This is a genomic window from Cupriavidus necator (assembly GCF_016127575.1).
GTDB lineage: Bacteria > Pseudomonadota > Gammaproteobacteria > Burkholderiales > Burkholderiaceae > Cupriavidus > Cupriavidus necator_D.
In genome coordinates this window covers 234520-259309 of sequence record NZ_CP066019.1, presented here as the reverse complement: position 1 = coordinate 259309, position 24790 = coordinate 234520, and the positions used below count along the sequence as shown (strand labels likewise).

At 64.0% G+C, this 24790-nt stretch carries 29 protein-coding genes; 18 read left to right on the top strand and 11 right to left on the bottom strand.

The window, feature by feature from the left end:
* The gene (senA, locus tag I6H87_RS20220; RefSeq protein ID WP_011616473.1) at positions 1-1203 is read right to left on the bottom strand and encodes a selenoneine synthase SenA; all 1203 of its coding nucleotides are present in this window, start codon (positions 1201-1203) and stop codon (positions 1-3) included.
* Between senA and senB the strand changes: the two genes are divergently transcribed.
* Genes senB through phnE form a run of 6 tightly spaced genes read left to right on the top strand, consistent with a single transcriptional unit; the run spans position 1202 to position 6565 of the window.
* A complete protein-coding gene (gene senB / locus I6H87_RS20215) occupies positions 1202-2197 on the top strand; it encodes a selenoneine biosynthesis selenosugar synthase SenB (protein WP_010812634.1) in 996 nt (331 codons plus the stop codon). The two genes, senA and senB, sit on opposite strands and share 2 nt — an antisense overlap.
* A complete protein-coding gene (gene selD / locus I6H87_RS20210) occupies positions 2194-3267 on the top strand; it encodes a selenide, water dikinase SelD (RefSeq protein WP_174549463.1) in 1074 nt (357 codons plus the stop codon). The genes senB and selD overlap by 4 nt, the downstream gene beginning before the upstream one ends.
* On the top strand, positions 3251-4102 hold the full coding sequence (locus I6H87_RS20205) for a putative selenate ABC transporter substrate-binding protein (protein ID WP_041687928.1): 852 nt from the start codon (positions 3251-3253) through the stop codon (positions 4100-4102). The genes selD and I6H87_RS20205 overlap by 17 nt, the downstream gene beginning before the upstream one ends.
* Before the next feature lie 10 nt (positions 4103-4112).
* On the top strand, positions 4113-4955 hold the full coding sequence (locus tag I6H87_RS20200) for a phosphonate ABC transporter ATP-binding protein (protein WP_010812637.1): 843 nt from the start codon (positions 4113-4115) through the stop codon (positions 4953-4955).
* Entirely contained in the window at positions 4952-5773 is an 822-nt protein-coding gene (locus tag I6H87_RS34435) for a PhnE/PtxC family ABC transporter permease (RefSeq protein WP_011616470.1), read from the top strand. The genes I6H87_RS20200 and I6H87_RS34435 overlap by 4 nt, the downstream gene beginning before the upstream one ends.
* Before the next feature lie 3 nt (positions 5774-5776).
* Positions 5777-6565 carry a phosphonate ABC transporter, permease protein PhnE gene (gene phnE / locus I6H87_RS34430; RefSeq protein ID WP_231881478.1) on the top strand — a complete coding sequence of 263 codons (789 nt, stop codon included), beginning with the start codon at positions 5777-5779 and terminating at the stop codon, positions 6563-6565.
* Here phnE and I6H87_RS34425 read toward each other — a convergent pair.
* On the bottom strand, positions 6540-6674 hold the full coding sequence (locus I6H87_RS34425) for a hypothetical protein (RefSeq protein ID WP_231881503.1): 135 nt from the start codon (positions 6672-6674) through the stop codon (positions 6540-6542). The two genes, phnE and I6H87_RS34425, sit on opposite strands and share 26 nt — an antisense overlap.
* On the opposite strand from I6H87_RS34425, the gene I6H87_RS34730 reads away from it, so the two are divergent.
* Together I6H87_RS34730 and I6H87_RS20185 are read left to right on the top strand one after the other, a co-directional pair.
* Positions 6612-6740 (top strand): hypothetical protein, encoded by a 129-nt coding sequence (locus I6H87_RS34730; protein WP_255266289.1) that lies wholly within the window; start codon positions 6612-6614, stop codon positions 6738-6740. The genes I6H87_RS34425 and I6H87_RS34730 overlap by 63 nt on opposite strands.
* A 115-nt stretch (positions 6741-6855) precedes the next feature.
* Positions 6856-7320: a YaiI/YqxD family protein gene (locus I6H87_RS20185; RefSeq protein WP_011616468.1), complete on the top strand. Its 465-nt coding sequence runs from the start codon at positions 6856-6858 to the stop codon at positions 7318-7320.
* Positions 7321-7569: 249 nt separating this feature from the next.
* On the opposite strand, the gene I6H87_RS20180 is transcribed toward I6H87_RS20185, so the two are convergent.
* On the bottom strand, positions 7570-7905 hold the full coding sequence (locus I6H87_RS20180; protein ID WP_041687924.1) for a hypothetical protein: 336 nt from the start codon (positions 7903-7905) through the stop codon (positions 7570-7572).
* A 46-nt stretch (positions 7906-7951) separates the two neighbouring features.
* Complete coding sequence (locus I6H87_RS20175; RefSeq protein WP_041687922.1) at positions 7952-8251, bottom strand: hypothetical protein; 300 nt, start codon at positions 8249-8251, stop codon at positions 7952-7954.
* Positions 8252-8428: 177 nt separating this feature from the next.
* Between I6H87_RS20175 and I6H87_RS20170 the strand changes: the two genes are divergently transcribed.
* From I6H87_RS20170 to I6H87_RS20160, 3 genes are all read left to right on the top strand, one after another.
* Positions 8429-10012, top strand: a complete 1584-nt coding sequence (locus I6H87_RS20170; RefSeq protein ID WP_011616467.1) for an MFS transporter — start codon at positions 8429-8431, stop codon at positions 10010-10012.
* 167 nt (positions 10013-10179) lie between these two features.
* Positions 10180-11058, top strand: coding sequence for an alpha/beta hydrolase (locus I6H87_RS20165; RefSeq protein ID WP_011616466.1), 879 nt, complete (start codon positions 10180-10182; stop codon positions 11056-11058).
* A complete protein-coding gene (locus I6H87_RS20160) occupies positions 11055-11438 on the top strand; it encodes a RidA family protein (RefSeq protein ID WP_011616465.1) in 384 nt (127 codons plus the stop codon). The genes I6H87_RS20165 and I6H87_RS20160 overlap by 4 nt, the downstream gene beginning before the upstream one ends.
* A gap of 8 nt (positions 11439-11446) precedes the next feature.
* On the opposite strand, the gene I6H87_RS20155 is transcribed toward I6H87_RS20160, so the two are convergent.
* Complete coding sequence (locus I6H87_RS20155) at positions 11447-12163, bottom strand: FCD domain-containing protein (protein WP_011616464.1); 717 nt, start codon at positions 12161-12163, stop codon at positions 11447-11449.
* Between the two features lie 358 nt (positions 12164-12521).
* On the opposite strand from I6H87_RS20155, the gene I6H87_RS20150 reads away from it, so the two are divergent.
* The 3 genes from I6H87_RS20150 to I6H87_RS20140 all read left to right on the top strand — a co-directional run bounded on the left by I6H87_RS20150 (position 12522) and on the right by I6H87_RS20140 (position 15709).
* Entirely contained in the window at positions 12522-13511 is a 990-nt protein-coding gene (locus I6H87_RS20150; protein WP_011616463.1) for a Bug family tripartite tricarboxylate transporter substrate binding protein, read from the top strand.
* Positions 13512-13520: 9 nt separating this feature from the next.
* Positions 13521-14480: an NAD-dependent epimerase/dehydratase family protein gene (locus I6H87_RS20145; protein WP_011616462.1), complete on the top strand. Its 960-nt coding sequence runs from the start codon at positions 13521-13523 to the stop codon at positions 14478-14480.
* A gap of 134 nt (positions 14481-14614) precedes the next feature.
* Positions 14615-15709 (top strand): porin, encoded by a 1095-nt coding sequence (locus tag I6H87_RS20140; protein WP_136227844.1) that lies wholly within the window; start codon positions 14615-14617, stop codon positions 15707-15709.
* A 330-nt stretch (positions 15710-16039) separates the two neighbouring features.
* On the opposite strand, the gene I6H87_RS20135 is transcribed toward I6H87_RS20140, so the two are convergent.
* From I6H87_RS20135 to ilvD, 3 genes are all read right to left on the bottom strand, one after another.
* Positions 16040-16471, bottom strand: a complete 432-nt coding sequence (locus I6H87_RS20135) for a hypothetical protein (RefSeq protein WP_037025644.1) — start codon at positions 16469-16471, stop codon at positions 16040-16042.
* 165 nt (positions 16472-16636) lie between these two features.
* Positions 16637-16819, bottom strand: a complete 183-nt coding sequence (locus I6H87_RS34420) for an RraA family protein (protein WP_231881477.1) — start codon at positions 16817-16819, stop codon at positions 16637-16639.
* A gap of 43 nt (positions 16820-16862) precedes the next feature.
* On the bottom strand, positions 16863-18722 hold the full coding sequence (gene ilvD / locus I6H87_RS20125; protein WP_011616459.1) for a dihydroxy-acid dehydratase: 1860 nt from the start codon (positions 18720-18722) through the stop codon (positions 16863-16865).
* 225 nt (positions 18723-18947) lie between these two features.
* Between ilvD and I6H87_RS20120 the strand changes: the two genes are divergently transcribed.
* Entirely contained in the window at positions 18948-19283 is a 336-nt protein-coding gene (locus tag I6H87_RS20120; protein ID WP_011616458.1) for a DUF3175 domain-containing protein, read from the top strand.
* Between the two features lie 85 nt (positions 19284-19368).
* A complete protein-coding gene (locus I6H87_RS20115) occupies positions 19369-20391 on the top strand; it encodes a class I fructose-bisphosphate aldolase (RefSeq protein ID WP_011616457.1) in 1023 nt (340 codons plus the stop codon).
* 309 nt (positions 20392-20700) lie between these two features.
* Here the strand turns inward: I6H87_RS20115 and I6H87_RS20110 are convergent, their stop codons facing one another.
* Positions 20701-21156, bottom strand: a complete 456-nt coding sequence (locus tag I6H87_RS20110) for a carboxymuconolactone decarboxylase family protein (RefSeq protein ID WP_010812652.1) — start codon at positions 21154-21156, stop codon at positions 20701-20703.
* A 9-nt stretch (positions 21157-21165) separates the two neighbouring features.
* A complete protein-coding gene (locus tag I6H87_RS20105; protein ID WP_011616456.1) occupies positions 21166-21582 on the bottom strand; it encodes a cupin domain-containing protein in 417 nt (138 codons plus the stop codon).
* Between the two features lie 87 nt (positions 21583-21669).
* Here I6H87_RS20105 and pdxR point away from each other — a divergent pair, with 87 nt between their 5' ends.
* Complete coding sequence (pdxR, locus tag I6H87_RS20100; RefSeq protein ID WP_011616455.1) at positions 21670-23082, top strand: MocR-like pyridoxine biosynthesis transcription factor PdxR; 1413 nt, start codon at positions 21670-21672, stop codon at positions 23080-23082.
* Positions 23083-23553: 471 nt separating this feature from the next.
* Complete coding sequence (locus I6H87_RS20095; protein ID WP_081050322.1) at positions 23554-24072, top strand: DUF1697 domain-containing protein; 519 nt, start codon at positions 23554-23556, stop codon at positions 24070-24072.
* Between the two features lie 96 nt (positions 24073-24168).
* Here I6H87_RS20095 and I6H87_RS20090 read toward each other — a convergent pair whose 3' ends face one another.
* A complete protein-coding gene (locus I6H87_RS20090; protein WP_011616453.1) occupies positions 24169-24576 on the bottom strand; it encodes a PPC domain-containing DNA-binding protein in 408 nt (135 codons plus the stop codon).
* Positions 24577-24790: the final 214 nt, after the last annotated feature.

The window sequence follows — 24790 nt, the reverse complement described above, 5'->3', positions numbered from 1 at the left end:
TCAACCGCAGCAGCGGAATCCGACGAAGGGGTCGCTGCGGTGCGGCAGGTAGAAGTTCCGGTAGCGAGGATGCTGCATGCGGGCATGGGTGGCGAACGATCCGCCGCGAACCGAGCGATGCGTGTGAAACCAGGGGGCGGAATATTCCTGGTAGGGATCGGGCGAGAACCCTGCATAGGGCACGAAAGGATCAGCCGTCCATTCCCACACGGCGCTACCCCAGCGGATCAGGTCATGCGTTGCCGCATACTCCCATTCGGCTTCCGTGGGCAAGCGCTTGCCGGCCCAGCGGCAATAGGCTTCCGCCTCGTGGGCATTGATATGACACACCGGCTGTTCGGGCGGCAGCGGCACCCACTGCCCGAACCAGCGCAACGCCCATTGCCCCGCGGTGCCGCCGGCTGTCCGGCGCCAGCGCACCGGATGCGCCAGCCTGCTCTGTTGCAGCCATGCGCGTCCGTCGTCTGACCACCATTGATGGTCGCGGTAGCCGCCGGCGGCCACGAATTCCGCAAATGCGGCATTGCTGACGCAAGTGCGATCGATGTGGAAAGGGGCGATGTGGACCGGGTGGGACCACTTCTCGTTGTCGAAGACGAACCCGTCGCCCCCGATGGGCGACCCCATTGCGAACGTGTCGCCGCCTGCGGCTGCCGAGCCGGCGCCCGGCGCAATGGAAGGCATGCCGAGCGGGGCATGCAGCGGATAATCGAGCGTCTGGCGCATATAGGTCAGCGCCTCCGCATGCATGTCTTCGTGGAACAAGGCGAGCCGGAAGAAATAGAGCGCAGCGTCGGTATCGTCCGACGTGGCGAGCCTGGCGCGAACGTGCTCCAGCACGGCGGCTGCGTAGTCGCGAATCTCGGAGAGCCGGGGCAGCGCAAGATGCCATCGGTCCCGGTGGGCGACGCGCATGGAATCGAAGAGGCGGTCGGCGTCCGGCAGCATGGACGGGAGGCTGGCCACCCAGCAGCCGTCCTCGCCGGCACGTGGCTCCCGCAGCACCCATTGCTCCGTGAACCAGGCGATATGGGCATACTCCCACAAGGGCGGATTGATTCCCGCGTCATAAGGAACCTGCCATTGGGACGGCGACAGCTCCTCAAGCACGGCCCAGGTGCGCCGGTGCGCATCGGCAAACGCCGCATCCAGCTCGAACTTGTTTATCCTTCTTGCTGCCGCCCCCTCAGAACCTGTCATCATGCGTCCTCCCAAGGCCACCGTCGCGATTATCAGTCCAGCGCTGCGCAAAGCCAACAATGGCAACTGGCAAACCGCCAATCGCTGGGCCCGGTTCCTGCAGGGGGACTACGATGTCACGCTGGCCGCTGAATGGTCGACGGCCAGCCAGGGCGGCGCCCTGCCCGACTGCCTGATCGCCCTGCACGCCCGGCGCTCGGCCGAGTCCATCGCCAGGTTTGCCGAGGCTTGTCCGGATCGTCCGCTGATCGTCGTGCTGACCGGCACCGATCTGTACCGCGACATCCGCACCGATGCATCGGCCCAGCGCTCGCTCGAACTCGCCACCCACCTGGTGGTGCTGCAGGACGAAGGGCTGGCCGAACTGGCGGCCGCGCATCGCGCCCGGTGCCGGGTGATCTACCAGTCTGCCCCGGCATGCGCGCCCGCGGCGCCCCGCCAGAATCACTTCGACGTCGTGCTGGTCGGCCACATGCGGGCGGAAAAAGACCCGCTGACGCCCATGCGCGCGCTCTCGCTGCTTCCCGACGATTCGCGCGTGCGCCTGATCCACATCGGCGGCGCGCTGGATGACGCCTATCGGCAGGAGGCCCTGGCGCTGGAAGCACGAGCCTGGCCCGGCGTGCGGCGCTATGTCTGGCTCGGAAACCTGCCCCATGACGAAACCCTGCAGCACATCCGGAAAGCACAGGCCATGGTGATCTCCAGCGCCATGGAAGGCGGCGCCAACGTGATCATCGAGGCCGTCGCCAGTGGCGTGCCGGTGCTGGCCAGCCGCATCCCGGGCAACGTCGGCATGCTGGGCCGTGACTACGAAGGCTATTTTCCGTTGGGTGACGCCGCGCAATTGGCGCTGGTGCTGGAACGCACCAGCCGGGATGCCGGGTTCCTGGACCGCCTGCGGCAGCAATGCGCAATTCGCGCGCCGCTGTTCGCGCCGGCGCGGGAACGGGCGGAAGTGAGTAAACTTGTCGCCGACGCCTTGAAACCAGAATGACTCGGAGCCCCGCAGTGGACCAGCCAAACAACGCAAAGATCAAGCTCACCGCCTTCTCCCACGGCGGCGGGTGTGGGTGCAAGATTGCCCCCGGTGTGCTTTCTGAAATCCTAAGGAATTCGGTCGGCTTCGCTGCTCCGGCAGCACTGCTGGTCGGCAAAGAGACCAGCGACGACGCGGCGGTCTACCAGCTCAATGACAGCCAGGCCCTGATCGCCACCACGGACTTCTTCATGCCGGTGGTGGACGATCCGTACGATTTCGGGCGTATCGCCGCCACCAACGCCATCTCCGACGTCTATGCCATGGGCGGAACCCCGATCATGGCGCTGGCGCTGGTCGGCATGCCCATCGAGAAGCTGCCGCCTGAGGTCATCGGCAAGATCCTCGAAGGCGGCGAATCGATCTGCGCCCAGGCGGGCATCCCGGTCGCGGGCGGCCACACCATCGATTCCCTTGAGCCGATCTACGGGCTGGTGGTCCTTGGTCTGGTGCACCCGAACCGGGTCAAGAAGAACAGCGGCGCCAAGGCGGGCGACAAGCTGATCCTCGGCAAGCCGTTGGGCGTGGGCGTGTTGTCCGCCGCGGTGAAGAAGGACAAGCTCGACGCGGCCGGCTATCAGGAACTGATTGCCTGCACCACCAAACTCAACACGCCCGGCCGACTGCTGGCCGAAGTGCCGGCTGTCCACGCGCTGACCGACGTGACCGGCTTCGGCCTGCTCGGCCACCTGCTGGAGCTGTGTCGTGGCGCGGGCGTCGGCGCGCGGCTGGACATGGCGCGGATTCCACTGCTGCCGCGGGTCGAGCGCATGGCCGCCGAAGGGCTGGTGACCGGCGCATCGGGGCGCAACTGGGTCAGCTACGGCAGCGAGGTGGACCTGTCCACGTCGGTCACGCCAAGCCAGCAGGCACTGCTGACCGATCCCCAGACCAGCGGCGGCTTGCTGGTGTCGTGCGCACCGGAAGCCGTGGACGAGGTCCTGGAGATCTTTAACCGGGAAGGCTTCGCAGACGCTGCCGTGATCGGAGAAATGACGCAAGGAGCCGCCCGTGTTGCCGTTGCTTAAGCGCCTTGCCGCGCTGACCCTGCTGGGCTTTGCCGGCCTCGCCAGTGCCCAGGCTGTCCTGAAGGTCTCGGCCATTCCCGACGAGTCCCCCACCGAACTGCAGCGCAAGTTCGCGCCGCTCGGCAACTACCTGGAGAAGGAAACCGGCATGAAGGTGAAGTTCGTGCCCGTCACGGACTACGCTGCGGTGGTCGAAGCGCTGGCCACCGGCAAGATCGACATGGCGTGGCTGGGCGGCTTTACCTATGTGCAGAGCAAGATCCGGACGAAGGGAGCCACCATCCCCATCGTCCAGCGCCAGGAAGATGCCGCCTTCACCAGCAAGTTCATCACCGCCGACAGCGCGATCAAGTCACTGGCCGACCTCAAAGGCCACACCTTCGTCTTCGGCGCGCCGTCCTCTACCTCCGGCCACCTGATGCCACGGCACTTCCTGCTGCAGGCGGGCATCGACCCGGACAAGGACTTCAAGACGCTCGCCTATTCGGGCGCCCACGATGCGACGGTGGCTTTCGTGCAGGCCGGCAGGGCCGACGCCGGCGTGCTCAATGCCTCGGTGTGGGACAAGCTGGTGGAGCAGCGCAAGGTGGATCCCGCCAAGGTCAGGGTATTTGCTGTCACACCGCCCTATTACGACTACAACTGGACCGTGCGCGGCGGGCTCGATCCCGCCTTGCGCAAGAAGCTGACCGAAGCATTCCTGCGGCTGGACCCGGCCAATCCCGAGCAGCGCGAGATCATGGCATTGCAGCGGACCGCCAGGTACATTCCCACCCGGCCCGAAAACTACGACGGCATCGAGGCCGCAGCCCGGGCCGCGGGCCTGATCCGGTGATGCCGGTCTGATGAGCTTCCGCCTGGACGCCGCCAGCGTCAGTTACGCCAACGGACAGCGTGCGCTCAGCCAGATCACGTTGGCGGCCAGCCGCGGCGAGCCCATCGCCGTCATCGGTCCGTCCGGAGCCGGCAAGACCTCCTTGCTGCGCTTGCTGGCAACGTCGCTGCGGCCAAGCGAGGGCCGTGTGGAGGTGCTGGAGCAAAGCCCCTGGGCGGTATCCGCCGCACGCCTGCAGCAGTTGCGCTGCCGCATCGGCATGGTGCACCAGGCGCCGCCGATGCCGCCGCGCCAGCGCGTGGTCACGGCCATCCTTGCCGGCCGCCTGGGCATCTGGCCCGCCTGGAAATCCTTGCTGTCGCTGGTCTATCCGGCAGACATCGATGGTGCCGGCGAACAGCTCGCCCGCCTTGAGCTGGCCGACCGCCTGTTCGACCGGTGCGACCAGCTCTCGGGCGGTCAGCTGCAGCGCGTGGGCGTCGCCCGCGTGCTTTACCAGCGCCCGGAATTGATCCTGGCGGACGAACCGGTCTCGGCAATGGACCCGGTGCTGGCCAACCTCACCCTGGGCGAGCTGCGCAGGGAAGCGGATACACGCGCGGTGCCCCTGGTCGCCAGCCTGCACGCAGTGGATCTGGCGCTGCGCTGGTTTCCCCGCATCGTCGGCCTGAAGGCGGGCGAGATCGCCTTCGACCTGCCGGCCGAGCGCGTCACCGACGCGCTGCTGCGCGAACTCTATGCCTCCGAAAGCGCATCGCCACCGGTACAGGGCAGCCAGGCCCTGACGAGCATCGCGGCAGGTGCGAGCGCCGCCATCGGTGGCGACACCCAACCCAGGCCGGCGTGCCGATGACCGCCCACCCGCGCGATCCCCAGGCGCTGCGGCGCGCCAGCGGCCTGGTGCTCGCGCTGCTTCTGCTGTGGCCATTGTTGCAGCTGTCCCGGTTCAGCCCTTCAGCCTTGTTCGACACCGGAAACCTCAAGGTGATGGGCGCCTTCGTGCGCAACTTCCTTCCCCCCGAGGTTTCGCCCGGATTCCTCGGGCTTGTGGTCAACGCCACGCTGGAAACGCTGGCGATCGCCACCGCGGGCATTGCGCTCGCCTTTGTGATCGCAACACCTCTGGCCGTGGCCTTGACGGGCAGCCTGTCGGTGTCGCGCATCGGCCCCGGCCGGGGACGCAAGCCGCGCATGGCGGTGCGCGCTGGCGTGCGCGCCCTGGTGCTGCTGCTGCGCGGGGTGCCGGAGTTGGTGTGGGCACTGGTCTTCGTGCGCGCCCTCGGCCTGGGGGCGGCGGCGGGCGTGCTCGCCCTGGCCATCACCTATGGCGGCATGCTGGCAAAGGTCTATGCGGAAATCCTCGAATCCAGCGACACACGCGCCGTGGATGCCCTGCTTGGCAGCGGCAGCGGGCGCCTGGCGGCACTGTTCTATGGGCTGCTTCCCCATGCCTCGCAGGAGCTGGTCTCGTACACCGTCTACCGCTGGGAATGTGCCATCCGGGCTTCCGTGGTCATGGGCTTCGTTGGCGCCGGCGGACTTGGGCAGTTGATGGACCAGGCCATGAAACTGCTCAACGGCGGGGAAGCCGCGACCATCCTGCTAGTGTTCCTGCTGCTGGTCCTGCTGGCGGACGCGCTCAGCGCGCACCTGCGCAAGCTGCTCGACTGAATCATGGCGCACAAGGTCAAGGCCGCTCAATTCTGCATGCGCTGCCTGCTCACCCTGATCGCGGTGGCCGCCGCGGTTTCGGGCAGCTTCGCGTATCTGTCGCTCGATCTGGGTCAGCTTTTTTCCGCGGACGCTGCAGCCGAGATGGCGCGCTTCCTGCTGACGTTCTTCCCGCCGCAGCTGTCACCCGCTTTTTTGGCCAGAACCGCTGGCAGCATGCTCGAAACGCTCGCGGTTTCCGCGGTGGGCACGCTGTGTGCGGCGGTGCTGGGTTTTGGCCTGGCACTACCGGCTTCCGGGCTCTACGGCGATGCGCTGCGCGCCTTGTCGCGCTTGCTACTGAACCTGTTGCGCTCGATCCCCGAGCTGGTATGGGCTGCCCTGACCGTACTCGCAGTCGGCCTTGGACCGTTTGCCGGCACCCTCGCCCTGGCACTGCATACCGCGGGCGTGCTCGGTCGCCTGTTCGCCGAGGCGCTGGAGAATGCGCCGCGCGCACCCGCCCGCGCGCTGATGGAAGGGGGCACTCCTGCCGCGCTGGTCTTCATGTACGGGACGCTGCCCTGCGTATGGCCCCAGTTTCTGGCCTACATCCTGTACCGCTGGGAAACGAATATCCGCGTGGCGGCAATCCTTGGCTTTGTCGGCGCCGGCGGGCTTGGGCAGATGTTGTATTTCGAGCTGTCCCTGTTCCATCTGCCCCAGGCTTGCACGGTGATCATCGCCATGCTTGCCCTGGCGGCCGTGGTCGACACGGCCAGCGCGATCATGAGGGGTGGCCGGCATTCGTGAAGAGGCGCCGGCGAGGCTTGCGGGTACATCCTGCCAACAGGTGGACGTGATCGTCCTCTCCATCGATTTCCACAATGTCCGCCTCTACTTCGGTGCAGACGTTGGCCAGGATTCCGCGCAAGTCGTCGATGATTTCTTTGGCGAACACCTCACGACGGTGCGGCGCGGGAAGTAAAGGCGAAGGTGCGTTCGGGCCGGCTACCGCCGGACCAGGGGTTGGCCGAATAACAAACGAACGGGACGCGCAGGCAGTAAGATGAGCGTTCCCTCCCCCCATTGGAAGTATCGCGATGCAAGTACTGGTTGACGCAGACGCCTGCCCGGTTGTCGTCAAGGAAATGTTGTATCGGGCCGCACAACGTGTCGAAGTGTGCGTCACGCTGGTTGCCAACCAGTACATGCGCACGCCGCCTTCGCGCTTCATCAAGTCACTGCAAGTGCCTGCGGGCTTCGACGTCGCCGATGACCGTATCGTCGAGTTGGTCAGCAGCGGGGACCTCGTCATTACGGCGGACATCGTTCTTGCCGCCGCCGCCCTTGACAAGGGCGCCTATGTGCTCGACCCGCGAGGAAGCTGGTTCAGCCGTGAGAACATCCAGGAGCGCCTGACCATGCGCGAGGTGATGGAACAACTCCGCAGTTCAGGCGTTGATACCGGCGGGCCGGCAGCGTACGCCCAGCAGGACAGCAAGGCGTTCGCTGGGCAATTGGACCGCTTCCTGGCACGCCATGCGCCGCCGGGTGCGGTCGCCTGAGGCGTGCTGGCCATCGCAACGCAGTAGTGGGCCGGCCTTGGGGTTCAAGGCGGCAACATCGGGCGGCAGTTTCGCGGAGGGCATCCGGCCGGTACCGGCTGAACGATTCCATCAAGCTGTTGCATCGACCGGTTGAATCTGCAATCGGAAACGGCCGTCGACCGGAATCGCTGGCTGGTGGGGATTGTTAAGCAATGCGCCAACGAAAAGACGCTCTGTTGCCAGCAAAGCGTCTCGCGTTCGCCAGAGTCAAGATGCCGCCGACTGCAAAAGCTCCTCGACGCCAGGCTGCTCTTTCGTCCGGCTTTGACTAGTTTTGTTGACGTAGCCCTCCGGAGCGCACTCGCCTGGCATAACGCCTTGGTTGCGAAGATGGGCCGCGACCATCTCGCACCATTTGAGCAACTGGTGCTTATCAAGATCCGCGACCACGTCTTCACCGAATAGATTCGAAAGCTCAAGCGCGACTCCTGAAAATGCGGCGCCGTCATCTCGAATGGTCAATACCCCGTCGCCATCCTGGTCGCACATCTCAATCCTTGTGGCAGACATATCCATTACCTCCTGAAGCTTCGTAACCGTCATATCAAGCGCTCCCTGCCTTGTCGGTCGCTTGGCCAGCGTATCTATGCTAGAAGATCGACTTCCCTCCCACCAAGGGGAGTAACGGGCCCAACCGCCCGACCTGGAATCCCGCGTGCGCGGCCTGATTCGCGACAGCTACGCCGACTTCGGCCCAATGCTGGCCTGCGAGACCCTGCGCGAGCGGCACGACATCAAGATTTCGCCAGTCTTCGTATGCCGGATCATAGACATTCCCGCCGGTTGCACGGCTGATGCTTTTGGGTGGGCGCAGCTTCCAGGACACCCGGAAGCCGGTGTCGAACAGCAAGTCTGGAGCGAACCGGTGCAGATCGATGGCAGCGATCACGCCTGGTTCCATGCGCTAGATGAGGCGGACCGCGCAACTGATGGGCGCCGCGACCGCTCGCACGCACGCACCCGTCCCAACCGTATCGGCGGTCCCGCACTCCCACTACTATGCTAGTCACCATCGACCGGCACGGGAGCGAGCTTGGCCAACCCGGATCTTCCCGATAGCGACCAAATGATCGCGCACGTCATCGCTGCACAAGCAAGCCCGTGCGACGAACTCGTCATCCGCACGCAGCCCACCGCAGTCGACCGCCCGTGCCGGCGCAAGCGTCTAGCACTCGCCGCGACGATCCTCGGCTCAAGCATGGCGTTCATCGACGGCTCCGTCGTCAATGTCGCGCTACCCGCCATTCAGAGCGAACTCGGCGCGAGCGTCGCGGCAATGCAGTGGATCGTTAACGCCTACCTGCTCTTTCTCGGGTCCCTCGTGCTGGTGGGCGGATCGATGGGCGACAAGCTCGGCCGCCGCACGGTATTCATTGCGGGCATCGGGGTCTTCACGCTGACGTCGGCCGCTTGCGGGTTCGCGCCGGACGCGAATTCGCTGATCGCCGCGCGCGCAGTGCAGGGCATTGGTGCAGCACTCTTCGTACCCAGCAGTCTCGCGATCATCGGCGCCGTGTACGAAGGCGAAGCGCGCGGACGGGCAATCGGCACCTGGGCGGCCGTCGGGGCGATCACGTCGGCGGCGGCGCCGGTGGCGGGCGGCTGGCTCGTCGACGTGTTGTCGTGGCGCGCGATATTCTTCCTCAACGTCCCGCTTGCAGCGGTGACGATCGCGCTCGCGATTTTGTCGGTGCCGAACAGCCACAAGCTCGATGCGCCTCGACAGTTGGACTGGCCCGGCGCGCTTAGCGTCGCAGCGGGGCTGGCTGCCCTCACCTATGGTCTGACCGAGGCGTCTGCGCGCGGTTTCGCAGATCCGCTTGTACTGTGCGCGATCGGCGCCGGCGCGCTCGTGCTGGTCGCATTCGTGATGATCGAAGCGAACAGCCGTCACCCCATGATGCCGCTCGACGTGTTCCGCTCACGCGATTTCACCGGCGCCAACCTCGTCACACTGCTGCTCTACTTCGGCCTGAGCGGCGCACTGTTCTTCCTGCCGTTCACGCTGATCCGCGCACATGCCTACACCGCAACTGAAGCGGGCGCGGCGCTGCTGCCGGTGCCGGTCATCATCGGCTTGTTGTCGCGCTTCACCGGCGGCCTGACGAGCCGCTTCGGCTCGCGGATCCTGTTGAGCGCTGGCCCGGGTATCGCGGGAATCGGATTCGTGATGCTGGCGTTGCCGTTCGTGGGCGGCAGCTATTGGGCCGGATTTTTCCCTGCGCTCACCGTGCTTGGGCTTGGCATGACGATCACCGTCGCGCCACTCACGACGATTGTGATGGGCTCGGTGCCGGCTGACCACGCAGGCGTTGCATCCGGCATCAACAATGCGGTTGCACGTATGGCGAGTCTGCTGGCAGTTGCGGTGCTCGGCATCGTGTTCGTGTGGTCGCACCAGGCGGCGCTGTCGGCGCGGCTCGATGAACTGGGCGTTCCCAGGGACGCACGCCGGACCGGGCAGTTGCTGGAGCCGGGCGCGCAAGCCGGGGCGGCAGCGGGCGACGCCCATTTGCCGACCCAGCCACCCGTGGCGCTGGCGGAAGCCGAAGCTATCACTGAAGCGCTGCGCGCGGTTGCGCTGGTGTCCGCCGTGTGCGCGTTCGCCGGAGCGGGTCTCGCGGTAGCGACCATCCAACCCCGCAGGTGATATGCGTCGTGTCGCCGGAGGCGTCCGTTGCCTATCCGGCACGGACATTGCGCCTTTAATTTATAAATTGTTCTCTTGCAAACATGAATAATTGAGATGTATATTTTGCAAACTGCCAGGAGCGGCGCAAGCCGGTGGCTCGTACTTGATATGGAAGCAAAGTGAAAATGTCAGACCAGTTCGCAACTGAACCAGAGCCATCTCAGCCACCGCTGTCGTCCGCGGCCGCAGTGGCGTATGAACGTACCGTTCTTGACTGGGCCGAACACCTGCCGGAAAGCGTCGTCGCTGTGCGCAACCTCACCTACGGTACCGACCAGCGGCAGCGGTTCGACGTGTTTACGGCACGAGGGTTGCGCGACGCGCCTGTCCTGATCTTCTGGCATGGTGGGGGCTGGACGAATGGCTACAAGGAATACGCCTCGTTCCTTGCGCCTATGGTGATAAGCCTTGGCATGGTGCTGGTGGCGCCCACGTATCGGCTGGCACCGGCCCACAGGTTGCCCGCAGCGTTTGACGACGCGGCGTTGCTCCTGGGCAGCGTGCAGAAAAGCATTGCCACCTGGGGCGGCTCACCCTCTCACCTCTATCTTTCCGGCCATTCGGCAGGCGGCGGTATTGCGGCCATGGCGGCGATGCGAAAACCACAACTGCGCGCGGTGGGTATTGACCAGCAGGCCATTCGCGGTTGCCTGCCCATCAGTGGCATCATGAACCTGCACCACCCGAACCCGGCGCCCGGGAGTCTTGAGGAGCGGGTGTACACCGCATTGCTCGACTCGCAGGAACTGGATGCGGCAATGAGTCCGCTGACGTGGTCTGCCGGCAATACCGTTCCGATGGTGCTCAGCTACGGCGAACATGACAGCGAGCGCGTGATCCGCTCCAATCTCACCCTGTACGCCATGCTGAGGATGCAGCCGGCTCCCGTTGATTGCTACATGCACGCGGGCGAGGATCATTTCCGCACGCATACTGCGCTTTCGGACCCTTCCCACCCTTGGTATGCGCGGCTCGCGCAACTCGTCAAGGAGACCTCACAGTGAAGCAAGTCATTGAGACTGGCTTGCCCACTCCGGCACAGCCATTTTCCTGGGCGACCCAGGCCGCAGGTCTGCTGTTCACTGCGCACGGTCCAGTCCGTCCTGACGGGTCGGTGGATACCGGCGATATCGCCCGGCAGGCCCGCCTGACGTTTGAGAACCTGAAGTTAGCGACCGAAGCAGCGGGCGCGGACCTGAACGATGTGGTGCAGGTGCTGATCACCCTGTTGGAAGCCGATGACGTGCCGGTAGTCGATGCGCTCTATGGAGAGTTCTTCGCCCCGCCTTATCCAAACCGCTCGACGGTGATCGCCAAGGCCTTGGTAGTGCCAGGCATGCGCATCGAAATCGTGGCCTATGTCGCGCTGCCCGACAAGCCCTGAAATTGGGGCTAGTCGGCAAAGCGCTTGCTGAGGACTTCGGCGGTGCGCATCAGGTGGTGCCGCAGCAGCGCGGAGGCTTTCTCCGTGTCGCGCGCGAGCACCGCCTCCATGAGATCCAGGTGTTCCTTCAACACATCGTCGGCCAGTTCCTTGCTCGAGCGCGGGTAGGCCAGGCGAATTCGACGATACCGCTCAGAATGGTCGACCAGTTGTTCGTCGATGCGCAGTAGCCACTTCGACGTAGCCGCTGCAACCAGCGCGAGGTGAAAGCGCCGGTGAGCCGTTTCCCACAGTTCCACTGCCACCGTGTCCGATGCATCGGTCGGGAGCCGCGCCCTGGTCAGCTTGTAATAGGCGGCCATGATGTTCGCGCCCCAGTCATCGTCGCCATGCTCAATGGCATCGGCCAGCAGGAGCAGTTCGATCGAGGTGCGCGCATGCATCAGATCGAGCAGATCACTCCTGGAGAGCTTGGTCACGCTGAAGCCCCTTTGGCCCTCATTGCTGACCAGTCCTTCGCCGCAGAGAAGCATCAGGGCCTCGCGGATCGGGCTCACGCCGAGTTCGTAGCGTTCCTGCAATGCCTGCAGGCGAAGCTTTTCCCCAGGGGCCAGGCTGCCCGCGATGATGTCTGCGCGCAGCAGTTGATACGCCTTCTCGGAAATGGTCTGGGTCGGCGCCGGCTCTGCGTGCTGCAGCCTGCGCGGCAAATCGGAAGTCCGCATGATTTGTTGTTGGATGGATGAGCGGCAAGGGCTGGCCGGCATCTATAGGACACTGGCAATTTCATAAATTTACCTCCAACAACGAAATTTTGCACTATCCGGGGACCAGAGCAGGTGCTGCCGGACCCGTCGGATTACCGATTCAGGCCCGAATTTCGCCCGTCTGCAGCCGATACAGGCCATTTCCGCGCTCCTCGCCCACGCAGGGTAAACTCCACCTTTTATTCAATAGATATAAATTTATAATTTTTCATGAGTGTTCAATGAGACGCCGTTTCATATATGAACAATGCGCGGTGAGCGCCGGATCTGCTGTGAGGCCCGGCGGGCCGCAATGCACCTAGAGGAGTTGGATCACATGAAGAAATCCGCGAGACGCCGGGCATTGGTTGCCCTGACAGCTATTGCCACCCTACTTGCGACGGGCGGGGCCACTGCGCAGGGCAGCTATCCAACCAAGCCGGTCACGCTTCTCGTGGCCTATCCAGCCGGCGGCGATACAGATGTGCTGGCACGCCTCTTTGCCGAGAAGCTGACTGCTCGGCTTGGGCAACCTGTCGTGGTGGAGAACCGCACCGGCGCCGGCGGCACCATTGGCACGGCGTACGTGGCAAAGGCTGCGCCGGATGGCTATACGCTGCTGTTCGCCCCGAACACAATCTCGATCTCTCCGCACGTGCTGCGGCCCGGCACGGGTGCCTCCTACGACCCGCGCAAGGATCTGACGCCGATCACGCTACTCGGCACGCAGTCGCTGTTCGTTGTGGTCAACAAGGCCGCCGGTGTCACCCGGATTGAAGACTTCGTCACGCATGCTAAAGCCGGTACGCTGAAAACCTATGGCAGTCCGGGCAACGGATCGCCAATGCACATACTGGCGGAACTGTTCAACAAATCGGCCGGCATCAAGCTCACGCAGATCCCCTACCGCGGCAGCGCCCCCGCGGTGGTCGACTTGCTGGGCGGGCAGGTGCCGATGATGTACTCCACGCTTGGGCCGGTGTCCCAGTACTTCCCGTCGGGCAAGCTGATTCCGCTGGCCGTCGCGGACAAGAAGCGCTCGCCTTTCGCGCCGAACGTGCCGTCCCTGGCCGAGCTTGGCTACAAGGATGTCGAGGTTGGTGCCTGGCAGGCCGTGGTGGGCCCGAAGGGCATGTCCCCGGAACTGGTTCTGACGCTGAACAAGCACTTCAACGACATCCTGAAAATGCCGGACGTCGTCGCCCGGATGGCAACGGTTGCCGTGACTCCGCAGGGCAGCGACCCAGCCGCCCTTGGCAAGCTGATCGCTGCCGACTACGAGCGCTATGGCCGGATCGTCAAGGAATTCGGCATTCAGGCCGACTGAGGAGCAGCCATGACGATATTAGTCACCGGTGCCGGCCTGATCGGCCGTCTGACCGCCGCGCAGTTGCTGGCCCAGGGAGAACCTGTGCTGCTCGCCGACGTCAGGCGGCCCGATTCTGCTGAACTGGGCGCGCTGCCGCTGGCATTGTGCGATGTGACCGACTACGACGCATTGTCCCGCCTGGTGGACGAGCATGGGGTCACCGCTATCGTCCATACGGCGGCCTTGCTTTCCACTGCCATTCGCAAGGATCCACTCGCCGGCATCCGGGTCAATACGATGGGAACGGCAAACGTTCTTGAGCTGGCACGCCAGCGTAAGCTCTCGCGTGTCGTGATTGCCAGCTCGACCACCGTCATGTACTCAGCCTTCCCGTCCCTGCCTGCCACACCGATCGCCGAGGATTTCCCGTTGCGGGTCCTCAGCGAACGGCCTGGCAGCATCTATGCGGCCACCAAGCTGGCTGGCGAGCATCTCGCGCTCGCCTACGCCTCGCTCTATGACGTCGATGCGGTCGTGCTGCGCTACGGCGCTGTGCTCGGCGCCGGACGGGACGCGGTCACCAGTGTGCCGGGCCGGCTACTGGCCACACTGCTCGAAGCCGGACGCACCGGAGTGCCTGCAAGGCTAGACGATCCGATCCTGTTGTGGAACGGCCGTGAGGAATTCATCGATGCCCGGGACTGCGCTATCGCCAACATCGCTGCACTGACCGCACCGGCACCGCGTCAACGCGTGTACAACATCGCTACCGGCGAATGGTTCTCGGTTGAAGCGTTCATCGATGTCGTGCGCCAATGTTATCCGGCGCTGCAGACCACCGATCTCAGGCTGCCCGAGGGCGGCTTTGCCGGATTTCCGCATGTGCGACCGGCGTCGTCCGACGTCAGTGCCGCTCACCGCGAAATCGGCTTCAAGGCCTCCTATTCGCTACTAGAGACCACGCGGCACTTCGCTGCAATGCTGTAGATCCGCGCCGCCGCACCCGGCAGGACCCCAACCAGGAGCAGGCTCACAGTCCACCAGGCTGACTGGCGCCCTCGTGCGCGCCACGCAAAAATTTAGATATTTCATACATATTTGCATATTTTAAAAAATTTAGAATGAGAATCGATATGGGAATGAAGCGGGCGATGTTGGCAAGATGCGTGCTCGGCGCGGCAGTGGCATTCGGCGCAGGTGGGCACTCGATATATGCCGCGGCGCAGTCGTCCAGCGTGAATCTGTATGGCGTAGCGGACGTCGGGCTGGTACACGAAAACGGCGCGGCAGCCGGTTCGGTAACAAAGGTCACGAGCGGCATGATGTCAGGCTCGCGCGTTGGCATGCGCGGACGCGAAGAACTAGGCGGGGGCACGGCAGCGTTCTTTACGCTGGAAGCCGGCATCCTGATGGATACTGGCGCATCAGGTCAAGGTGGCTTACTGTTCGGCAGGCAGGCCTACGTCGGACTCGACGCATCGCCGGGCCGTATCACGATGGGGCGGCAATATACAACGCTGGCGCTGGCACAAGTGGAGTTCGATCCGTTTGTGACTGGCCTGGCCGGCACGTCTGCAAACCTGATTTCAGCCGGCGGTCGAGGCGGCAGCAACCGTGTCGACAATGCCCTTAAATACAACCTGCCGGGCACACTCGGCGGCCTCGATGGCGAACTGTCCTACAGCTTTGGCGAAGTGCCCGGCAGTGCGGCCACCAACAGCCAGTTTGGCGCGTCACTTGGCTATTCGGGGGGGAGCTTCATGGGACGCGTCGCCTACGCGGACGCCCATGACGCCAACGGCCCTGGCAAGAATGCACGGGAAGTGTTCTTCGGCGCCAAGTACGACTTCGGGCTCGCGACTGGTTACCTCAACTACGTGATCAACCGAGGCGCCATCATACCGGGCACGCCCAACTTCAAATCGGAAGACGTGCTGGTCGGGGCTTCGATTCCGGTCGGCGCCGGGCGGGTCGTGACCTCGTACATCTACAAGAACGATCGGACCGACGCCGACAACGATGCCCATCAGTTTGCGATCGGCTACGTACATAACCTCTCCAAGCGGACCAGGCTCTATACGTCTTACGCCCACATCTGGAATCGCGCGGCGAACACGGCCAAGTCCGGCTTCTACCGCGTATGGAATGCCAATGATGTCGGCAACCCGCTCGCCGGCAACTCTGCTTTCAACGTTGGTATCAACCACACTTTCTGACCTCTCTGCCGCCTACCGTCCGGTGGAATCGTGCCCACCGGCCTTCTTGCCCGATGCCAGCAAATGCTCGCATCGGGCCTTTCTCATAGGCAGGCACCAGATTTAAGAGCACAGGCAATCGTGCGAAGTACGCACCGCTGGGCGCCATTGATTTTTCGGAAAACGCAGTCTGACGAATTCCGGTTCCCCACGAATCGCGCGATGTTGCGCAGCGCGTCTTATCAGGCAGTCTGGCCGCGGCGGGAAGTGGCCCTTGACCAAGGGCAGATAGTCAGCTCCCGCAGGCGGATCGGATTAACCGTCCGTTTCAAGACCCATGGAATGACCGGATCACCCACGCATCCGCAACAGATCAGCGTAAGAAACCAGCTTGCGTTTCTCGTTAGCAAGCGTCTTTCGTTTGGACGCCGAGCGGGTTGGTTGGCCGCGCTCGAACTTGGCGGCGGCGCGTGCGTCCTCCCGCGCGTAGGCCCGCGCGGTCCTGGCTTCCGCCTTCAGGCGTTCAGCCTCCAGCCGCGCAGCAGTGCGTTCCTCTCGGGCAACATCTTGCACGGCCGACATGATTTCGGCTCTTAGCAGATCGCGCCTTTGCCTGGCAGCGGCACGGGCAGCCTGCAATTGCTCTTTCCTCTGTCGCAGCCAGTCTTTCCCGTTGACCGGCGCAGGCCTGGCCTCTGGCGGCACGCTCAGGCGCAAAGCCCTGCTGGTTGAAACTCTCTCAGTCGGCGGCGCGCGCCGCGCATCCTGCTTCGCATCACTCACGCTGCATCACTCTCCCAGCACCACATAGCTGCGGCCCATGCGTCACTGGTTGAAGTCCGTAAACTCATGCCAGCAACCTTACCATAGGACTGCATCTCGGGCCTGGAGCGTCCAGCCTCCTTTTACTTGGCGGCATGAATCGCTTAAACATGTGGGCTTTCGCCGTCACCGCGCGGTAAGTGCCGCGATATCGCGTACGCCGCCGTCGATCACCAGTGCGGCAATACCCGCCGCCTCGGCCGCGACCGTCAGCACTTCGCCCCAATAGCCAGCAAACGAATTTCCTGGATCGATCGAAGGCCAGCCACGGGGCGCGTTCTTATAAGAACCAAAAAAAAGCCGCTCCAAAGAGCGGCCTTATCGGCAAACGAAGCAAAGCTTCGCCCCGGGATCAGTCATCCAGCAACGACAAGTCCCGCACAGCCCCCTTATCCGCCGACATCACCAGCTTGGCATAAGCCTTCAGCGCAGCAGACACCTTGCGCGGACGCGCCTTGGCCGGCTTCCACCCCCTGGCGTTCTGCTCTTCGCGGCGGCTCGCCAGTTCCTCGTCGGACAGCAGCACGTTGATGGTGCGGTTGGGAATGTCGATGCGGATCTTGTCGCCGTCGCGCACCAGGCCGATGGCGCCGCCGGCCGCAGCTTCGGGCGAGCAGTGGCCGATGGACAAACCCGAGGTGCCGCCGGAGAAGCGGCCGTCGGTCAGCAGCGCGCAGGCCTTGCCCAGGCCCTTGGACTTGATGTAGCTGGTCGGGTAGAGCATCTCCTGCATGCCGGGGCCGCCCTTGGGGCCTTCGTAGCGCACGATCACCACGTCACCGGCCTTGACCTTGTCGTTGAGGATGTTCTCCACCGCCTCGTCCTGCGACTCGGTGACGTGGGCCGTGCCTTCGAACACGAGGATGCTCTCGTCCACGCCGGCGGTCTTCACCACGCAGCCGTCGAGCGCGATATTGCCCGTCAGCACCGCCAGGCCGCCTTCCTTGGAGAAGGCGTGCTCGTAGGAGCGGATGCAGCCCTCGGCGCGGTCCAGGTCCAGGCTGGGCCAGCGCGTGTTCTGGCTGAACGCCACCTGGGTGGGAACACCCGCCGGGCCGGCCAGGTAGAAGTTCCTGACGGCTTCGTCCCGGGTCCGGCTGATGTCCCACTGCTCCAGCGCGTCCCTGAGCGTGGGGGCATGCACCGTGGGCACATCAGTGTGCAGCTTGCCGGCGCGCTCCAGCTCGCCCAGGATGGCCATGATGCCCCCTGCGCGGTGCACGTCTTCGATGTGGTACTTGTTGGTGTTGGGCGCCACCTTGCACAGCTGCGGCACCACGCGCGAGAGGCGGTCGATATCGGTCATGCTGAAGTCGATGTCGGCCTCGCGCGCGATCGCCAGCAGGTGCAGGATGGTGTTGGTGGAACCGCCCATGGCAATGTCCAGCGTCATGGCGTTCTCGAACGCCTTGAAGCCTACCGAGCGCGGCAGGATGCGCTCGTCTTCCTGCTCGTAGTACTGGCGCGCCAGTTCCACGATGCGGCTGCCCGCGCGCTTGAACAGCTGCTCGCGGTCGGCGTGGGTGGCCACCACGGTGCCGTTGCCGGGCAGCGACAGGCCCAGCGCCTCGGTCAGGCAGTTCATGGAGTTGGCGGTGAACATGCCCGAGCACGAACCGCAGGTGGGGCAGGCGGAGCGCTCCACCTCGGCCACGTCGGCGTCGGAATAGGCGCTGTCGGCGGCGATCACCATGGCGTCCACGAGGTCGAGCTTCTTGAACTCCATGGCCTTGGTGACGGGGTTGGCCAGGCGCGTCTTGCCGGCTTCCATCGGGCCGCCGGAGACGAAGATCACCGGGATGTTGAGCCGCATTGCGGCCATCAGCATGCCCGGGGTGATCTTGTCGCAGTTGGAGATGCACACCATGGCGTCGGCGCAGTGCGCGTTGACCATGTACTCCACCGAGTCCGCGATGATGTCGCGGCTGGGCAGCGAATACAGCATGCCGTCGTGGCCCATGGCGATGCCGTCATCGACCGCAATGGTGTTGAACTCCTTGGCCACGCCGCCCGCGGCCTCGATCTCGCGCGCGACCAGCTGGCCCAGGTCCTTCAGGTGCACGTGCCCGGGCACGAACTGGGTGAAGGAATTGACCACCGCGACGATGGGCTTGGAAAAATCTTCGTCTTTCATGCCGGTGGCGCGCCACAGCGAGCGCGCCCCCGCCATGTTGCGGCCGGCGGTGGAGGTTTTGGAACGGTATGTGGGCATTTTTATTGCTGAAGGAATATCGCAGAAAGGAAGCGGGCCACAGGAATAAGGACCCTTGCGCGCCCGTGCGAACAACCTCTTGAGCTGCGCCCTGGGCAAAGGGGCAATTATCCCACACCGCCCGGGCCGTCTTGCCACCACGCGCCGGTCCCCCCTGACCCCCCCGGGACGGCGAGAAGTTGCCTAGGCTAGACGGATCCCGATAAAGCTATGGGAGGACCGGAAATGGCTGCCGCGAAATCCACCCGCCGGCCGGCAAAGGGCCGCGCCAAAGCTGGCGCCAGCAAGGGGCGGCGCTGGTCGCAGCAGATAACAGAGCACAGCAACGCGCTGGACCTCGAACCGCACATCTTCGCCTCGGACAACCCCGAGGAAATTGCCGCCTCGCTCAAGCGTTCCGCCGTGAGCAGCCGGCGCCGCAAGGGCACGGCGTTCCAGTCGGCGATGTCGATGCTCAATTTCTACATCAATCGTGCCGGCCGCCATCTGCCCAGGGCGCGTCGCGCCACGCTGGAAAAGGCCAAGGGCAAGCTGCGCGAAGCGTTCGGGCGGCCACCTTAGGCAGGCGCTACGTGCCCCACCTGGCTTGCGCGACGGCGTTTTCGCGCCAATGCTTGTTCCTATGTCACCTGCACGGAGCCTGATCATGGACAGAAAAAGCGAACTGCAAGCCACCGTGGACGCCCTGGCACAAGCGGGCAAAGGGTTGCTGGCGGCCGACGAGAGCGGGCCGACCATCGCCAAGCGGTTCGAACGCATCGGCGTGGAGTCGAGCGAGGAAAACCGCCGCGCGTGGCGCAACCTGCTCTTGTCGAGCCCAGGCCTTGGCCAGTTCATCAGCGGCGTGATCCTGTACGAGGAAACCCTGGGCCAGCGCGCCGACGATGGCACGCCGCTGCCGGAACTGGCGGCGCGCCAGGGCATCGTGCCCGGCATCAAGGTGGACAAGGGCAAGATCGCACTCGCCCTGGCACCCGGGGACGAGGTCACCGAGGGTCTCGACGGGCTGGCCAAGCGGCTTGCCGGCTATCGCCAGCAGGGCGCGCGCTTTGCCAAGTGGCGTGCGGTCTACAACGTGTCGGACAAGTTGCCGGGCTGGGCTGCCGTCCAGGCCAATGCGGAAGCGCTGGCACGCTATGCCGCGATCTGCCAGGAAGCAGGCGTGGTACCCATCGTCGAGCCCGAGGTGCTGATGGACGGCGCGCACTCAATGGCGCGTTGCGCCGAGGTCACCGAGGCCGTGCTGCATGCAGTCTTTCATGCCTTGCACCGGCATGCGGTGGTGCTCGAGCACATGCTGCTGAAGCCGAGCATGGTGCTGCCCGGCAAGGAGGCCGGGCACGCGGCCCCGGCCGAGGTCGCCATGCAGACCGTGCAGGTGCTCAGGCGCACGGTGCCGGCGGCGGTGCCGGGCATCTTCTTCCTGTCCGGCGGCCAGACGCCCACCGAGGCCACCGTCAATCTGGACGCCATGAACCGGCTTGCCCCGCTGCCCTGGCGATTGTCCTTCTCCTACGGGCGCGCCTTGCAGGAGCCGCCCCTGCTCGCCTGGCGCGGCGACGCCGCCAACGCCGCGCAAGCGCAACGGGTGCTGCTGCAGCGCTCACGGCTGAATGCCATGGCCTGCCTGGGTCAATACGACGAGGCGCAGGAGAACGCCGCAGGCTGAGCTTGCCGATGCGCCTGCGCTCCTTCGGCGCAGGCGCGCAGCCCCGCAGCAAATTCCGCATACGCCAGTGCCCGCGATCCTGGCTCGCCTCAGCAACTGGATACTGATGTGGACAGGCCGGCCGACCGGTACCGGCCCAGTTCCGGTCAGTCGGTGCGTGAACTACGGGCGCCCCGTTCGGAAAGGAAGCGGACCTCTGAATGGAAAGCTGCGAAGCGCAACTCGGGGGCTACGTGCCCCCAAAAGGGAAACGCCCCTAAAGGCGCGCTTCTCAACAGACTTCACCCGGCACCCGAGGGACAACAAGCATCAGTCTTTGGCGGCCAGTGCGGACTCGGGGGCGCGCCGGAAGCTGATGGCGAGCCGGTTATAGGCGTTCATCAGGCTGATAGCCATCGTGAGGTCAGCGAGCTCTTTCTCGTTGAACGCCGCGGCCGCGACTTGGAATTCCTCCTCGGGCACGTGTGTGTCCGCCACCAGGGTGACCGACTCGGCCCATGCGAGTGCGGCCTTTTCGCGGTGAGTGAACAACGGCCCCGCTTCGCGCCAGGCTTGCACGAGCGCAAGCTTCTCGGGCGTAGCGCCCTTCTTGATCAGGTCACGGGTATGCATGTCCAGGCAATAAGCGCACGCGTTGATCTGGCTCACGCGCAGATAGACCAGCTCGACGAGGACGTCTTCGAGGCCCGACTGCATGACATAGCCGTACACGCCGCCAAATGCCTTCACACCGCCTGGCGATGCCTTGGTGTAATCCAGTCTCATTTCAAACTCCTACTTGTCGTTGATCGTCAGTTCCTTGTCGTCTGAATCGACGACAAACACGGCGAGCAGTTTTGCCGGCTTGGTCTTGCTCGCATTGCGGCTCACCGGATGGCGTGCGCCTGGCTCCTCGAAGAAGCTCTCACCAGCCTTGTATACGCGTTCCGGCTCGTCGTTCACCTTGCTGGCGACGCTGCCCGAGACGACGTATGCATAGATGAATGACGACTTGGCATGGGTATGAGGATGCGAAGCGCCTCCGGGCGGATAAAGGACCTCCACGGCGATGAGCGACTTGCCCGGGATGTTGGGAATCGCCCGGGAGAAATTCGGCTTGACCGTATCGCCAACGGTGTGTGCAGCGGCAGCCCCGGTGAAGGCGATGCTCGTAGCCGCGACGAGAGCGCGAAGAATGCGCTGAAGTTTCATGTTTATCTCCTGTGAGGCTAGAATCATGCTCTCCCGGAGGTTCATAAAAAAGAACCAAAAATTCAATTTCCTGATGTACCAGAGGCTATGGGACTCCTGGATCTGAAGCTTGACCGCGCGTCGAAAACTTCACTGGCGGAGCAGATTCGGCTCGGCATTACCGGCGCCATTGAGAACGGGGTACTCGTTCCCGGTGCCAGACTGCCGTCCTGGGTAGATCTTGCCGCACAACTCGGGGTTGCCCGAGGCACCGTCAAGACTGCATATGAGCGGCTGGCCGACGCACAACTGGTCGTTTCATCGCGCGCTTGGGGGACCAGAGTCTCTGAGCATGCTGCCGTCGCGAGCCCGATCACGGAGCGTGCGCGTTCCATCGAGTCTGATCTGCGATCCGAGCTGTACCAGCATTTCCTGCCCGGACCTGCGGTCTTTCAAATGGGCGTGCCGGCATCGGACTGCTTCCCGGCTACATTGTTTTCGCGGCTGCGAGCCCGTGCGGCACGCGACGAAGTCGAAGCGCCTGCAGCGTATCCGGACCCAAGAGGCGAACATGAACTCCGACGAGAGATCGCAGCGCATCTGGCCCTGGCACGCGGCATTGAATGCCAGCCCTCACAGATTTTCATTACGGCGGGATGCTCAGGGGCGCTCGGTGTGGCGCTGCGAGTGATTCAGGCCGAAGGCCGGAAGGCATGGGTCGAGAACCCGGGATTTTTTCCCAGCCGCAGGGCATTGGAAATTTCCCGGCTCGCAACGGTTCCCATCCCGGTAAACGAAGAAGGCATTGATGTCAGCTACGGTGAAACGCACGCACCAGATGCCGCGGTGGCTTTGGTCACCGCGGGCCAACAAGCGCCTCTGGGTCCTACCTTGTCGCTCGCTCGTCGGGTGCAGATCCTCGACTGGGCGACACGCGCGGATGCCTGGATCATCGAAGACGATTACCTGGGCGAACTCCAGCTGGCACGCCGCGCGGCTCCCGCATTGGCGTCACTCGATCGTGCGGGGCGGGTGATTCATATCGGGTCCTTCAGCAAGACCATCAGTCCGACGCTGCGGCTTGGATTTGTCGTGGTGCCGGCCTCCCTGGTAGCCCGATTCGATGAAGCCGTGGCCTGCCTTGCTTCAGCGCCCGGACCGGCAGTGCAAATGGCAACTGCTGAATTCATGCGGGATGGGCACTATATCCGACACTTGCGTCGGATGAAGCGCATCTATGCAGGCCGAAGCCATGCACTGCTGGCTGCGCTGAGGTCCAGGGGATTCCAGGCCTATCCGGCCGGACTTGCCGTGGTGATGAGGCTTCCCGATGGCGCCGACGACAAGACGATCGCTCGGGAAGCCTATGCCTACGGCCTTGCGCCCGCCCCGTTGTCGGGGTGGTATTGCTCGGCGTCTACGCAGCGATCGGGACTGCTCCTTGGTGTTGCGACAGCGATTGAACAGCAGCTGCCGGCTGCCTGTGATCGCTTGCAACACCTGATCAGCAAGTTCTCCTAGCGCAAAGGCACTGACAGCACATGGGAGGGGTGGTACACGAATTCTTCAGCTTTTTGGTGCTTTTTTAAGTCCCAGGACCAGAAAAAATGGCGTTCACCGAATCAGAACGGGGCGTCACTCCGCTCCGCTGTGTCGTCGACTTTGCGCTGCGCTGCCAGCCTGCGCAGCTCAATGGAGAAAAGCCATGAAGATTTTCGTTGCAGGCGCAACTCGCGCCATCGGACTGCCGCTCGTGCGGGTACTTCGCGCACTGAACCATGAAGTACCCGGCTCGAGAGTCCGTAACTGCGCGCTAGCAGGTCGTTTCGCCATCTCCTGTGAGATTGTTAATTCTCCCCTTTTCATAGCGGCCATGCGCTGACACGTGGGTGGGCTGAACCGCTGGCCGGCACTCGTCTATCATTGACCAGCCTGTTTACCGTTGACCGCGAGCGAGCTGTGTGGCGGTTTGCCAGCAATCACGAGATAGCCATGTCCCGATACGTTGCCTTTCTTCGCGGCGTCAGCCCGATGAACGCCCGGATGCCCGAACTCAAGCGCTGCTTCGAGGCGGCGGGCTTCTCCGAAGTGAAAACCCTGCTCTCCAGCGGCAACATCGTGTTCAACGCGCGATCGTCGTCACTGGCCAGCCTGGAGCAACGCGCCGAGAAGGCGATGCAGTCTGAACTGGGCCACAGCTTCGACACCTTCGTCCGGCCGTCCCGCTATCTCCAGGACCTCATCGACTCGGACCCTTTCGCCGAGCTCAGCCTTGCACCTTCGGCCAAGCGGGTTGTCACCTTTCTCCGCAACCCGGTGCCACCAGACGTGGAGCTGCCCATCGAGCGCGACGGCGCAAGCATCGTCAAGGCCAATGCCACGGAGGTCTTCAGCGCCTACGTGCCCGATCCGAAGAAAGGCCCGGTGTTCATGCGCCTGCTCGAACGCTCGTTCGGGAAGGGCATCACCACTCGCACGCTCGATACCGTCGTCAAGTGTGCCAAGGCATAGGCTTCATGCGTAAGGCGGTCGCCCGAACACTCGCACCGAGTGGCTGAAACGGGCCGAACGACCTCATTCATCCACGCTGCCCGGGTTGCTTCGAATCTAATCCAGCGGCGGCTCGTTCCGTACCACCAGTTCCATGAACCCTGAACTCTGGTCGTACTCACGGGCGAAACGATGTTCGGGAAGCAGCGCCAGCAATATCTCGGCAGTCGTACGGACCGTGCAACCGCGCGCCACATGACCACCGAGCACCCGACCTCGCGAGTCCGCAACCGACATGTGCAGGTGCGCTCCATCCGGTGACAGGGATCCGGCGAGCGTCAGGATCTCCAGATCGCCACGCAGTTCGGTAGCGTCTTCCGCCCCGGCAAATCGCAATTGGGCAACGCTGAGGCTCCCGATTCCCTGGATGACGAAAGCCGCATGCAACTTGAGCCGACTCAGCACGTCTTCGAGTGCGGCACGCAGATCGTCGCCGGGAGAGAGGCGTAAGGGATGTGCTTGCATCGCGCGGTTCCAGGGTGGGGCTATGTGACAGGTTAAGGCGAATTGAGACCGATCGCAATTGAGCACCAGCTTTCGGTCATTGGCGTCCTGCTCTGCGCGGGACGCTGGTTTCGACAGCCTCCGGCGTCCGGCCGAGGCTGGTCGCGTAACACGTTACGTTACACGTAACACCCCACCGCGGCTGCCAGTCGTCCGCAAAGGCCGGCAGGTCCGC